General features: G+C 73.6%; 14 protein-coding genes. 7 read left to right on the top strand and 7 right to left on the bottom strand.

The window, feature by feature from the left end; translation table 11 throughout:
* Positions 1-5 precede the first annotated feature (5 nt).
* The 3 genes from HD601_RS25755 to HD601_RS25745 are packed head-to-tail and all read left to right on the top strand — an operon-like array spanning position 6 to position 3,003.
* A complete protein-coding gene (locus HD601_RS25755) occupies positions 6-1,217 on the top strand; it encodes a cysteine desulfurase family protein (RefSeq protein ID WP_184826782.1) in 1,212 nt (403 codons plus the stop codon).
* A 2-nt stretch (positions 1,218-1,219) separates the two neighbouring features.
* Positions 1,220-2,311: a tRNA 2-thiouridine(34) synthase MnmA gene (gene mnmA / locus HD601_RS25750; RefSeq protein ID WP_184826780.1), complete on the top strand. Its 1,092-nt coding sequence runs from the start codon at positions 1,220-1,222 to the stop codon at positions 2,309-2,311.
* Positions 2,312-2,361: 50 nt separating this feature from the next.
* Positions 2,362-3,003 carry an arsenate-mycothiol transferase ArsC gene (locus HD601_RS25745; RefSeq protein ID WP_184826778.1) on the top strand — a complete coding sequence of 214 codons (642 nt, stop codon included), beginning with the start codon at positions 2,362-2,364 and terminating at the stop codon, positions 3,001-3,003.
* Here HD601_RS25745 and HD601_RS25740 read toward each other — a convergent pair.
* The 3 genes from HD601_RS25740 to HD601_RS25730 are packed head-to-tail and all read right to left on the bottom strand — an operon-like array spanning position 2,993 to position 5,292.
* Positions 2,993-3,886 (bottom strand): alpha/beta fold hydrolase, encoded by an 894-nt coding sequence (locus HD601_RS25740; protein WP_184826776.1) that lies wholly within the window; start codon positions 3,884-3,886, stop codon positions 2,993-2,995. The two genes, HD601_RS25745 and HD601_RS25740, sit on opposite strands and share 11 nt — an antisense overlap.
* 33 nt (positions 3,887-3,919) lie before the next feature.
* Positions 3,920-4,525 carry a TetR family transcriptional regulator C-terminal domain-containing protein gene (locus HD601_RS25735; RefSeq protein WP_184826775.1) on the bottom strand — a complete coding sequence of 202 codons (606 nt, stop codon included), beginning with the start codon at positions 4,523-4,525 and terminating at the stop codon, positions 3,920-3,922.
* Positions 4,526-4,569: 44 nt separating this feature from the next.
* The gene (locus HD601_RS25730; protein ID WP_184826773.1) at positions 4,570-5,292 is read right to left on the bottom strand and encodes a VIT1/CCC1 transporter family protein; all 723 of its coding nucleotides are present in this window, start codon (positions 5,290-5,292) and stop codon (positions 4,570-4,572) included.
* Positions 5,293-5,497: 205 nt separating this feature from the next.
* On the opposite strand from HD601_RS25730, the gene HD601_RS25725 reads away from it, so the two are divergent.
* The 3 genes from HD601_RS25725 (at position 5,498) to HD601_RS25715 (ending at position 7,472) form a co-directional block, all read left to right on the top strand.
* A complete protein-coding gene (locus tag HD601_RS25725; RefSeq protein ID WP_184826771.1) occupies positions 5,498-6,220 on the top strand; it encodes a GAF domain-containing protein in 723 nt (240 codons plus the stop codon).
* Positions 6,217-6,945: a GAF and ANTAR domain-containing protein gene (locus HD601_RS25720; RefSeq protein ID WP_184826769.1), complete on the top strand. Its 729-nt coding sequence runs from the start codon at positions 6,217-6,219 to the stop codon at positions 6,943-6,945. Before HD601_RS25725 ends, HD601_RS25720 begins: the two co-directional genes overlap by 4 nt.
* 326 nt (positions 6,946-7,271) lie before the next feature.
* Positions 7,272-7,472, top strand: a complete 201-nt coding sequence (locus tag HD601_RS25715; protein ID WP_184826767.1) for a hypothetical protein — start codon at positions 7,272-7,274, stop codon at positions 7,470-7,472.
* 10 nt (positions 7,473-7,482) lie between these two features.
* Here HD601_RS25715 and HD601_RS25710 read toward each other — a convergent pair whose 3' ends face one another.
* The 4 genes from HD601_RS25710 to HD601_RS25695 are packed head-to-tail and all read right to left on the bottom strand — an operon-like array spanning position 7,483 to position 11,350.
* On the bottom strand, positions 7,483-8,319 hold the full coding sequence (locus HD601_RS25710) for a carbohydrate ABC transporter permease (RefSeq protein ID WP_184826765.1): 837 nt from the start codon (positions 8,317-8,319) through the stop codon (positions 7,483-7,485).
* A complete protein-coding gene (locus HD601_RS25705; protein WP_184826763.1) occupies positions 8,316-9,176 on the bottom strand; it encodes a carbohydrate ABC transporter permease in 861 nt (286 codons plus the stop codon). Before HD601_RS25705 ends, HD601_RS25710 begins: the two co-directional genes overlap by 4 nt.
* A 19-nt stretch (positions 9,177-9,195) precedes the next feature.
* Entirely contained in the window at positions 9,196-10,524 is a 1,329-nt protein-coding gene (locus HD601_RS25700) for an ABC transporter substrate-binding protein (protein WP_184826761.1), read from the bottom strand.
* Between the two features lies 1 nt (position 10,525).
* Positions 10,526-11,350: an MBL fold metallo-hydrolase gene (locus HD601_RS25695; protein ID WP_184826759.1), complete on the bottom strand. Its 825-nt coding sequence runs from the start codon at positions 11,348-11,350 to the stop codon at positions 10,526-10,528.
* A 125-nt stretch (positions 11,351-11,475) separates the two neighbouring features.
* On the opposite strand from HD601_RS25695, the gene HD601_RS25690 reads away from it, so the two are divergent.
* On the top strand, positions 11,476-12,351 hold the full coding sequence (locus HD601_RS25690; protein ID WP_184826757.1) for a LysR family transcriptional regulator: 876 nt from the start codon (positions 11,476-11,478) through the stop codon (positions 12,349-12,351).
* Positions 12,352-12,362 lie beyond the last annotated feature (11 nt).

Here is a 12,362-nt window from a genome sequence, read left to right as displayed (position 1 = left end):
GGAACATGTCTGACCGCCGCGTGTACCTCGACCATGCGGCGACGACCCCCGTCCTCCCCGCAGTGATCGACGTCGTCGCCGGGGCCATGGCTACCCTCGGCAACCCGTCGTCGCTGCACGCGTCCGGCCGCCGGGCCCGCAAGCTGGTCGAAGAGGCGCGCGAGTCCGTCGCCGCCGGCCTCGGCGCGCGGCCCAGCGAGGTGGTGTTCACCTCCGGTGGCACCGAGGCCGACAACCTCGCCGTCAAGGGCCTGTTCTGGGCCCGCCGCGCCGCCGACCCGCGCCGCGTCCGCATCCTCGCCTCCGCCGTCGAGCACCACGCTGTCCTCGACTCCGTCGACTGGCTGACCGCGGAGCAGGGGGCCAAGGTCGAGTGGCTGCCGGTCGACCACACGGGCCGGCTCGACGTCGAGGCCCTGCGGCGCGTGGTCGAGGCCGACCCCGACTCCGTCGCGCTGGTCACCGTCATGTGGGCGAACAACGAGGTCGGCACCGTCCAGCCGCTCGCCGAGGTCGTCGCCGTCGCGCACCGGTACGGCATCCCGGTGCACTCCGACGCCGTGCAGGCGGTCGGCGCGCTGCCGGTCCACTTCGGCGACTCCGGGCTCGACGCCATGACGGTGTCCGGGCACAAGGCCGGCGCTCCCGTGGGGGTGGGGGCGCTGCTGCTGCGGCGCGAAGCCGACGTCACGCCCGTCCTGCACGGCGGCGGCCAGGAGCGCGACGTCCGTTCCGGCACGCTCGACGCGCCCGCCGTGGCCGGGCTGGCGGCGGCGCTGCGGGCGACGCTGGCCGACGTCCCTGCGCGGGCGGCGGAGCTCGCCGCGTTGCGCGACCGGCTGGTCGACGGCGTCCGCGCGGCGGTGCCCGACGCGATCCTCAACGGCGACGCCGACGGCGACCCCGGCCGCCGGCTGCCCGGCATCGCGCACTTCTCCTTCCCCGGCTGCGAGGGCGACTCCCTGCTGCTCCTGCTCGACGCCGCCGGCATCGACTGCTCGACGGGCAGCGCCTGCACGGCCGGCGTGCCGGAGCCGTCGCACGTGCTGCTCGCCATGGGCGCTCCGCACGAGCAGGCCCGCGGGTCGCTGCGGTTCTCGCTCGGTCACACGTCGACGACGGACGACGTCGACGCGCTGGTCGCGGCCATCGGCCCGGCCGTCGAGCGGGCCCGGGCGGCCGGCATCGTGAACGTCGCAACCAGCAGGGGGAACTGACCATGCGCGTCCTCGCCGCGATGTCCGGCGGAGTCGACTCGGCGGTCGCCGCGGCCCGCCTGGTCGAGGCCGGCCACGACGTCACCGGGGTGCACCTCGCGCTGTCGGCCAACCCGCAGTCGTTCCGCACCGGCGCCCGCGGCTGCTGCACCATCGAGGACTCCCGCGACGCCCGCCGGGCCGCCGACGTGCTCGGCATCCCGTTCTACGTGTGGGACCTCGCCGAGCGGTTCCGCGCCGACGTCGTCGAGGACTTCGTCGCCGAGTACGCCGCCGGCCGCACGCCCAACCCGTGCTTGCGCTGCAACGAGAAGATCAAGTTCGCAGCCGTGCTCGACCGCGCGCTCGCGCTGGGCTTCGACGCCGTCGGCACCGGGCACTACGCCCGCGTCCTCGAGGGGCCGCACGGCCGCGAGCTGCACCGCGCCGCCGACCCCGAGAAGGACCAGTCCTACGTGCTCGGCGTGCTGACGGCCGCGCAACTGTCGCACGCGCTGTTCCCGCTCGGCGACACCGTCAAGTCCGAGGTCCGCGACGAGGCCGAGCGCCGCGGCCTGGCCGTCGCGCGCAAGCCCGACAGCCACGACATCTGCTTCATCGCCGACGGCGACACCGCCGGCTTCCTGCGTGGTCGTCTCGGTTCCGAGCCGGGCGAGGTGGTCGATACCGCCGGCGCCGTCGTCGGCACGCACGACGGGACCTACGGGTTCACCGTCGGCCAGCGCAAGGGGCTGCACATCGGCACGCCCGCGGCCGACGGCAAGCCGCGCTACGTCCTCGACATCTCCCCGGTCGACCGCCGGGTGACCGTCGGCCCGCGGGAAGCACTCGCCGTCGACGCCCTCACCGCCGTGGCGCCGCGCTGGTGCGGGACGGCGCCCGTCGCGGGGGAGTTGCGCTGCGAGGCGCAGTTCCGCGCCCATGGCGTTCCGGTCGAGGCCGTCGCGACGGTGTCGGTCGACGGCTCCGTGGGGGTCGAGTTCGCGGCGCCGCAGGAGGGCGTCGCGCCCGGCCAGGCCGTCGTGCTCTACGACGGCAGCCGTGTGGTCGGTTCGGCCACCATCGACGCGACCCGGTCCGCCGTCCGCGCCTGATTCGATCCCTCCGCACCGGGTACGGACCACTCGTGCCACGAGGAGGGACCATGAGCACACCGACCCCCGAAGCCCCCACCATCGACCGCGACCTCGCGTTGCGACTGGCCGGCGAACGCCTCGACACCGAGTTCCCCGGCATCGGCCGCGAGACCATCGACTCGTTCCTCGAGACCAGCTACGAGCAGTTCGCCGCCGGCGCCCGCATCCCGACGTTCCTGCCGCTCATGGCCGAGCGGTTCTCTCGGCAGCGGCTGCGCGCGCTGGCCCGGGTCGAGCGCGAGCAGGCCAAACCCACCGTCCTGTTCCTCGACCCGGACAACGCGGGCCGGTCGCTGCTGGCGCTCGGACTGTTCGAGACACTGTCCGGCGACGGCGCCTTCGGCTGGTCCGGCGGCGCGCGGCCCGCGCTGGACATCGATCCCGGCGTCGCCGACGCGATGAGCGAGCGCGGCATCGACCTCGGCGACGAGTTCCCGAAGCCGTGGACCGACGAGATCATCCAGGCCGCCGACGTCGTCGTCATCATGGGCGACGTCGCCGTCCCGGAACTGGCCGGCCAGCGGTACGAGCACTGGGACGTGCCCGAGACCGCCGGCCGCGACCTCGACGCCGTCCGCGCCGTCCGCGACGACCTGGAAGAGAATGTGCGCGACCTGCTGAACCGGCTGGACGTCGGCGTCAGGCCGTGACGTAGTCGACGACCAAGGCGATCACTGCGGGGTCGCGCAGGATCCGCTGATGCCCGAGCCCCTCGGTGGTCGCCAGCTCGGCCTCGGGCCAGGTGGCCGCGAGCTCCGCGCCGTCGTCGTACGGGATCTCCTTGTCGTTGCGGTCGTGCACGACGAGGGTGGGCGGCAGCTCGACCCGCCGGGACAGCCCGGTGATGTCGTAGTCGGACAGGTGCCGGCCGGCCAGTCGCTCCATCCGGGCCAGCATGCGGGTGCGGGTCCGCTCGCCGAACCCGAGGGTCCACTGGAGCATGGCCAGGCCCGAGCTGAGCTTCGTGCTCGGCGCGACGAACACCAGTTTCGCCGCGGGCAGGCCGTCGAGGACGGCGACCGCGGTGGCCGCGCCGCCGAGCGAGTGGCCGATGACGGCGGCCGGCTTGCCGTGCTTGCCCACGGCGGCCGCGAGCGCCTCGGTGAACTCGACGCCGGTCGCCTTGCCGCGGCCGAGCTGGCCCGGCCCGGAGTCGCCGTGGCTCGGGGCGTCGACGGCGACCACCCGCCGGCCTGCATCGACCAGCGGCTGGACGAACGCGCCGAGCTGCCCACGCCAGCCGCCCCAGCCGTGCATGAGGTACACCGGCGGGCCGAACCCCCAGCTCTCGACCGCGATGACCCGGCCGTCGGCGAGCGTCAGCGTGCTGCGCTCGCCCGGGCGGGGCCGCTCGTCGCGGCGCCGGCCACCGGTGTTCGGCAGCGTGCACCACACGCTCGTCGCCCAGCGAGCGCCGACGCCGGGCGCGACCCGCTCGAGCGTCCGGAACGCGATCCGGAGCGCGCGGAGCTTCGCTCCAGCACGAACGATCGTGCGATTCTGCGGCGAGACGGTGGCCGAGGCCGTGGTCATGGCAGGTCCCTTCGGGAGGGTGTGCAGGTGGGTCTAGGTGCCGGCCGGGACGGGCACGCGGGCGTCGGCGAGGAGCCGCTCGAACGCGTACCGGGCCCTGGCCTCGGCCTGCGCGTCCTCGAGCAGGCGGTGGGCGTGGTAGAAGCCGAGCATGATGCCGTCGAGGTCGGCGGCGAACTGCATGGGATCGGCGTCCTCGCGGAAGTGGCCCTCGGCGATGCCGGTGGCGAACATGCGCGCGCAGGAGTCGTAGAGGTCGGTGTGGTCGCGGACCAGCTGGTCGCGCACCGGGCCGTCCTGCTCGTCCAGCTCGGCGGAGGCCTTGACGAACAGGCAGCCACCCGGCATGCGGGTGCGGCCGCACACCACCCAGCGCTCGAACAGCTCGCGGACGCGGGGCTCGCCCCGGGGCGCCTGGATGGCCGGTCGCATGACGGCGTCGACGAACTCGGTCCGCGCCTCGCGCAGGACCTCGATCTGGAGCAGCTCCTTGGACCGGAAGTGGGCGAACAGGCCGCTCTTCGACATGTCGAGGTCGGCGGCGAGCGCCCCGATGGTCAGCCCGCCCAGCCCGACGCGATAGGCCGTCTCGACTCCCTTGCGGAGGATGGCCTGTCTCGTCTCGGCGCCCTTGGTCACGATGACAAAAATAGCACGACCGTTCGTGCCGTTGTCAACGCGACCTACGACACGCTCACGCCGACCGCGGAGCCGACGGCGTAGGTCACGGCCATGGTGAGCAGCCCGACGACGACCGCGCGGGCGGCCGCACGCGAACGCCGTCCGCCACCCAGCCGTGCCCCCACGTACCCCGTCAGGGCCAGCGCGACCACGACCGTCACCATGGTCACCGGCACTCGCGCCGTCGCCGGGGGCAGCACGATGGCCAGCAGTGGCAGCGCCGCGCCCAGGGCGAACGCCACGAACGACGAGATCGCCGCCTGCCAGGGGCTGGTCTGTTCGTCGGCGTCGATGCCGAGCTCGGCCTCGGCGTGTGCCGCCAGCGCGTCCTCAGCGGTCAGCTCGCGGGCGACCAAGGCGGCCAGCTCCGGCGAGAGGCCCTTCTGCTCGTAGATGCCGGCCAGCTCGGCCAGCTCCTCGCCGGGCAGGTGCTCGAGTTCCCAGCGTTCCTGGGCCAGCGCGGCGCGTTCGGTGTCGCGCTGGGCGCTGACGGAGGTGTACTCGCCGCCGGCCATGGAGAACGCGCCCGCGACCAGGCCCGCGAGGCCCGTGAGCAGCAGCCAGTCGCGCTCGGTGGTCGCGCCGGCGACACCGACCACGATGCCGGCGGTGGAGATGATGCCGTCGTTGGCGCCCAGGATGCCGGCCCGCAGCCAGTTGAGCCGCCCGGCCAGCCGTCCGTGCTGGTGCGGTTCGCCGTCGTGCGGCGCTGTCGCCTCGCCCATGCCGTCGACCCTAGCGACGCGATCGATACAGGGTCGGTAGGCACTGGCATCCGGGGGTACGGCCTGCCAGCATGGGCCGGTCGACGGGGAGGAGCGACGATGGGGTCGGACGAAAGCGCGGTGACGGTTGTCCGCTGACCGGCAGGCGGATCGCGTCTGGGGGGCGATCGTCGAGCGAGCACGGGCCGAGGGGGCCGAACCGTCCGTGCGCCACGTGCTGGAGGCCTGCGCGGAAGCCGTCGAGGCGACCGGCTGCGGGCTCTCCATGGTGGGGGCCTCGGGCACCCGCGAGCCCGTCCTGGCCACCGGCGGGCCGTGCGAGGAACTGGAGGAGCTCCAGTTCACCCTCGGCCAGGGCCCGGCCATCGACGCCGCCGCGGGGACGGGGCCGGTGCTCGTCGCGGACCTCGCCGACCGCGAGGCCGTGCACCGCTGGCCGGTGTTCGCCCCCGCCGCTGTGCGCCACGGCATCCGCGGGCTGTTCGCGCTGCCGGTCGCGGCGGGCGGCGCCCGCGTGGGAGTGCTCGACGTCTATCGCGACGCGCCCGGGGACCTCGGGACGAAACGTCTGACCACCGCGCTAGCCTACGCGGATGCCGTCCTGATCCTGGTGCTCGACGAACGCGGCGAGGTGGCCGGGGGCTCGGCCCGCGGCGGGCGCGACCTGCTGCCGGAGCGGCGGGCCGAGGTGCACCAGGCAGCTGGCATGGTCAGCGTCCAGCTCGGTGTGGGCGTCGGCGAGGCCCTGGTCAGGCTGCGTGCGTACGCCTACGTCCACGACCGGCGGCTGGCCGATGTCGCGGCGGACGTGGTCGCGCGGCGGCTGCGGTTCGTACCGGAGGTTTACGGCACGATTGACTGGGAAAAGGGGCCGGGAGTGACAGACCCGCCTCCGAACGGGCACCAGGAGACGGAGGGCGAGGAATGAACATCACCGACCGGCGGGTCCGTGAGACGTTCGTGGAGCTGGCCGACACCCTGGTCGACGACTACGACGTCATCGGCCTCCTGGACCTGCTCGCGCACCGGGTGGTGGAACTCCTCGACGTCACGGCCTGCGGAGTGGTCCTGGTCGACCACCATGGCACCCTGAACCTGGTCGCGGCGTCGACCGAGGAGGCCCGCATCCTCGAGCTGTCGGAGCTGCAGAACGACGAGGGCCCGTGCCTCGACAGCTACCGCACCGGCGCGCCGGTGTCCGAGGAGGACCTCGCGGCCGACGGCGACGCCCGCTGGCCGCGGTTCGCCCCGGCCGCGCGCAAGGCCGGCTTCACCTCGGTGCACGCCCTGCCCATGCGGCTGCGCGAGGTGGTCATCGGCGCGATGAACCTGTTCGGGACCGCCACCGGCCGGCTCGACGGCGAGTCGCTGGCGCTCGGCCAGGCCATGGCCGACGTCGCCACCATCGGCATCCTGCACGAGCGGGCCGTCCGCCAGTACGAGACCGTCGCCGGGCAGCTCCAGTCGGCCCTCGACAGCCGCATCTTCATCGAGCAGGCCAAGGGCGTGCTCGCCGAGCGGCTCTCGATCAGCGTCGACGACGCGTTCGCCGTCCTGCGCACCCACGCGCGGTCGACCAACAGCAAGCTGCGCGACGTCGCTGAGGGCGTGGTCGCGGGAGCGCTCACCGACCTCGGCCGGGTCGAGGGCTGATCCGGCTCGCCGGGCCGCCGCAGAGCGGCCCCTTGACCCTCGCCCACCTGCGGCGTAGCGTCCCGATCAGTGCTGATCGTGGTGTCGGTGAGTGAGGCACCGGCGCCCGTCGCGCTGATGAACGTCGCCCTGGACCCTGGCGGTGGCACTGGTCGTGGCTCCGGCCGCGACCGGGCTGAGAGGGGCGGGCCGGCCCTACTCCGGCCGCTCGCCGCCGGGCACAGGCCGGGTTCCACCCGGTCAACAGGGGGCGTGCCCGACGGCGAGCGTGCCGGTCGGGCACGGGGAGTGGCTCGCCGGATCGGGGGTGAACGGTGAACCCTGGCATGCATGTGCCGTCTGACGGACTGCTACAGAACATCTACGCGGCGGGGCTGGACCTGGACGCGGTGCTCGCTCGGATGGATGACGACGAGTCGTCGGCCATCTCCCTGCGCATCGCGCTCGGCGCGCTGGACGCGCTGGCCGACGACCTGCAGCAAGAGGCGCTGGCCCGGCACGCGCCGGCCGAGGTCATCTCGGACTGACGGGGGAGTCTCAGCCCAGCCCGGAGCGCAGGAACGCGTCGGTGACCCGGCGCTGGGCCAGCGCGTAGGCGACGACCAGCGGTGCGGCCACCAGGCTGGCCGCCGCCATTAGCGGACCCCAGGCGGTGCCCTGCTCGGTCTCGAAGATCCGCAACCCCACCTGCACCGTCGCCCGTGAGGTCCCGCTGGTCGCCAGCAGCGGCCACAGGTACTCGTTCCACGTCTGGATGAACACGACGATGCCGACGGCGACCAGCACCGGCCGCAGGTTCGGGACGACGATGCGCAGCAGGATCAGCCGGTCGGAGGCACCCGCCAGCTTCGCCGACTCGATCAGCTCGGCCGGGAACACCGCGAGCTGCTGGCGCAGCAGGAACACCGCCAGCGCCGACGACGCCAGCTGCGGCAGCACCAGCCCGGCGTAGGAGTCGAGCAGCCCCAGCCGCGACACCAGCAGGTAGTGCGGCACGACGAGCGCCTGCTGCGGCACCAGCGCGGTCCCGATGAGCAGCGCGAACGCCAGGCGCCTGGTGCGGAAGCGGTACTGCGTCAGCCCGTACGCCGCCAGCGTCGCGACGGTCAGCTGTCCCAGCGCCACAGCGGCCGACATGACCGCCGTGTTGAGGACCAGGCGCACGACGGGAAGGGCGTCCAGCGCGGAGCGGTAGTGGACGAGCGTCGGCGTGGCGGCGAACGGGTTCAGGTCGTAGAGGACGGCGGTCGGCTTCACCGATGTCGCGACCGCCCAGAGCACGGGGAACGCGATGGCGGCCGCGACCAGCAGCAGCGGGACGTGGGCCAGGCCGCGCAGCAGCGTCCGCCGTCGACGCCCGGTCGGCCGGCTCATCGGGTGGCTCGCAGCTGCAGAGCGACGATCGCGCCGAAACCGATCGTGATCAGCACCGACAGCGCCGCCGCGGGGCCGCCGTCGAAGAAGCCGAAACCGTACTGGTACAGCAGGTAGTACACATTGGAGGTCGCACCGGCCGGCCCGCCCTGGGTCAGCACGTCGATCACCCCGAACGTCCACGGCCCGGCGAACACCACGGTCGCGAAGACCACCACCGTCGTCACCGGGCGCAGCAACGGCAGCACGATGTGGCGCAGCAGCTGCCACTCGCCGGCCCGGTCGATGCGCGCCGCCGCCAGGACGTCGCCGTCGATCGTCGTCAGCCCGGCGGTGAACAGGATGAAGCTCAGCCCGAACACCTTCCAGCCGCTCACCACCGTCACGGCGGCGAACGCGCCGGCGCCGTCGGCCAGCCAGTTCCCCGGGCCGAGGCCGAGCAGCCGCAGCGGCTCGTCGGTGATGCCGAGGACCGGGTTGAGGATCCACTCCCACATGACGGCGCCGACGGCCGGCGGGATGAGCACCGGCAGGAAGAACACCGTCCGGTAGAACCCCACCAGAGGGCCGCCGAGTCGCCAGACCGCGATGGCGGCCAGTGCGGGCGCCACGACCGACAGCGGCAGGATCGCCACCAGGTAGCCCAGGGTGTTCCAGAGCGCGCGACCGGCCTCGGGACTGGCGAAGACCTCGGCGTAGTTCGCTGCGCCCACCCACGCCGGCGGCCGCGTGGTGAGGTTGAAGTCGAACAGGCTCAGCGCGGCAACCGCGAGGAGCGGGCCGTACACTGTCAGGACGACGGCGAGCAGGGCCGGGGCCAGGTGCGGCCCCGGCCGCGCCCGGGTGAGGGCGGTCATGATGCGGTTGCTGTCGCGGTCATCGTCCGAGCAGGTCCCGCATCTGGCCCGCGATGTCGCGCAGCGTGGACTCGGGGTCGGCGCCGGACACCATGATCGGGGCGATCGCGTTGTCCTGCATGAGCAGCAGCGCCTGCTGGCCGTTCTCGCCGGCCAGCACCTGGTACGGCACCACCGACTCCAGCTGCTCGACGGTGGGCAGCAGCCGGTCGTCCTCGGCGAAGAAGTCGCCCAGGTACTCCGGGTCGTCGATGATGTCCGGCCGCAGCGGCAGGTAGCCGATCGTCGACGCGAGGACGGTGTAGCCGCGCTCGCTGGTCGCGAACTTGACGAACTCCCACGCCGCCCGCCGCTTCTCCTCGTCCTGCGAGAAGACGAAGATGCCCGCGCCGGACACCGTCGGCGCGAGGTCCTTCCCGTCGTAGGCCGGCAGGCCGGCGGTCTCGAGCTCGAACACGCCCTCGGACGCCGTGGCCATGCCGGCGAGCAGCGCGCTGCTGGTGACCAGCATGCCGAGCTGGCCGGCCTGGAACATGGCGACCGCCTCGGCCTCGCCGACGCGCGGCTGCGCCCCACTGGCGCTGAGGTCGGCCAGCAGGCTCAGCGCCTCGACCGCCTCCGGAGAGTCCAGCTGCAGCGACCCGTCGTCGCCGAGCAGCCGGCCGCCGTTGGAGTCGATCAGCGACTGGGTGAGGAAGTCCGACTTCGCGTCGCCCGCCGCGTCGACGTAGATGCCCTGGGCGCCGGTGCCGACGATCGCCTCGGCGGCCTCCTTGGCCTGGGTCCAGGTCGTGGGCGGCTCCGCGGGGTCGAGGCCGGCGGCGCGGAACAGGTCGGCGTTGATGAACAGCGTCGGCGTCGAGACCGTGAACGGCAGGCCGGCCAGCTCGCCGTCGTGCCGGCCCAGCTCGACCGCCGCCGGGTACATGCCCTCGAGGTGCTGGTCCAGCTCGCCCTCGGGCGCGACCTCCTCCATGGGGACGTAGGGCAGGTTCTCGAGCAGGTAGCCGAACTTGCTCCAGCCGATCTGGGCGACGTCGGGCGGGTTGCCGGCGGCGGCCTGGGCGTGGACGCTGGTGTGGATCTCCGCCGTCGGCGTGCCCTTCGGATCGATCGTGATCTCCGGGTGTTCGGCCTCGAAGGCGTCGATGAGCTGCTGCATGCCCTCGCCGCCGACGCCCTCGGTCCCGTAGTTGTACGACTCGAACACGATGGTGACCGGGTCGCCACCACCGCCCGGGCTGCTGCCGGCGCCGTCGTCGCCGGGCTCGTTGGTCTCGGCACCGGAGCCGCAGGCCGCGGTGACCAGGCCGGCGGCGAGCGCCAGGCCGAGCAGAGTGGTGCGCATGTCAGGTCTCCTGGGTGTCGGTGTCGACGTGGAAGGTGTGGTCGGGGACCGCGACGTCGATGCGGCCGCGGTAGTGCTCGCCGGCGCGCGCGACCTGGGCGTCGATCCAGTCGCGGCCGGTGTGGGCCCAGTGCGTGAGCAGCAGGGCGCGGGCGCCGTGCCGGGCGGCGATCTGCCCGGCCTCCGCGGCGCACAGGTGGCCGTGCGCGGTGCGGTCCGGCTCGTCGAGCGTCGCCTCGGCGACCAGCAGGTCGACGTCGGTGACGAGCGGTGCGAAGTCCGAGCCCGCGCCGGTGTCGCCGGTGTACGCGAGCGATGCGCGCTCCGTCGTGACCCGGAAGCCGCAGCAGGGCTGCCGGTGCCGCATCGGGACGGGGAGGACGGTGGCGCCGGCGGCCCGGACCGGCCGGAGCGGCTCGTACTCGACGACGTCGAACACGTCGCGGAACACGTGGTCGGTGGGGTGGTCGCCGGGCCCGTCGGTGCCCAGCGGGAACAGCTCGTTGAACCGGTGCAGCGTCCGCGTGGCGCCCGGCGGGACGTACAGCGGCAGCTTGGTCGCGGGCAGCGGCCCCTGGGTCCGGGCCTTGCCGAGGATCAGCAGGTCGAGGCAGTGGTCGGTGTGCATGTGGCTGATGAAGACGGCGGACAGCTCGGCGGCGCGCATTGCCGCCTTCGCCGCGACCCCCGGGCCGCAGTCCAGCAGGATCTCGCCGCCGGGCGCGTGCACGAGGTAGCCGGAGCTGGGCCAGCCGGGTTCGGGCATGCCGGCCCGGCAGCCGAGGACGGTGAGGCGCAGGCCCGCGTCGTGGTCGGTGGTCGTCACGTTCAGGGACGCTAGGGAGCGCAGACGTGAACGATCTGTCCCGACGGCGACCGCTTCCTGAACGATCGTCCCGGGTTCGGCCCGGATCGTCCCGCGGCCGTTCACGGCGGCTAGATTGAGCGCCGATGGACCCCAGGCTCAGCTGGCTGACCTCGTTCGTCGCCGTCGCCGAGGAACTGCACTTCGGCCGGGCGGCCGACCGCCTGCACCTGAGCACGTCGGCCGTGAGCCGGCACGTGCGCCTGCTCGAGGACGAGTTCGGGGCTCCGCTGTTCGAACGGACCAGCCGGTCCGTGCGGCTGACGGAGTCCGGGCGCGGCCTGTTCGGCGAGATCGCGGTGCCGGTGGCGGCGCTGCGGTCGGCGTTCATGCGCGGTTCCGGGGCGGGTGCGGCGGGGCTGTGCGTGGCCTATGTGAGCGCGCCGGGGGAGCGGCTGGTCCCCGCGGCTGCGGCCCGGTTCGGCGCCGACCCGCTGGGGGTGCCGCTGCGGCTGCTGCCGGCCAGCTCGGTGGAGCAGCGGGCGGGGCTGCTGGACGGGCGGATCGACCTCGGCATCCAGTGGATGATGCCCGGGTCGCCGGTGCCGGCCGATCTCGAGATGACGCCCATCCGCAACGAGCCGCTGACCGTCGCGCTGCCGCCGTCGCACCCCTATGCGTCGAGCACGTCGCTGCGGCTCTCGGACCTCGCGGACGAGGACTGGCTGATGGCCGTCGACTCCTCCGACCTCGCGGTGCGGCAGGGGTTCGTCGCGGCCTGCCAGCGGGCCGGCTTTCTGCCCCGGATCCGCAGCGAGGCGAACGGGTTCCGGGCTCAGCTCAGCCTGGTCGCGGCGGCGCGCGGCGTCTGCTTCGCGCCGTCGGTGGCGCGCGACTCCGGCGCGTTCGGGGTGGTCTTCGTCCCGGTCCCGGACATCTCCGTCGACCTCGTCGCCGTCACCCGGCCGGCGCCGGACCGGCATCTGCGCCGCTTCGTCGAGCTGCTGCGGTCGATCGCCTAAGGTCTTGTTCT

It is taken from the genome of Jiangella mangrovi (genome assembly GCF_014204975.1).
GTDB classification, from domain to species: domain Bacteria; phylum Actinomycetota; class Actinomycetes; order Jiangellales; family Jiangellaceae; genus Jiangella; species Jiangella mangrovi.
The sequence above is the reverse complement of the archived record's forward strand: the minus strand, read 5'-3'. Positions and strand labels throughout refer to the sequence as shown.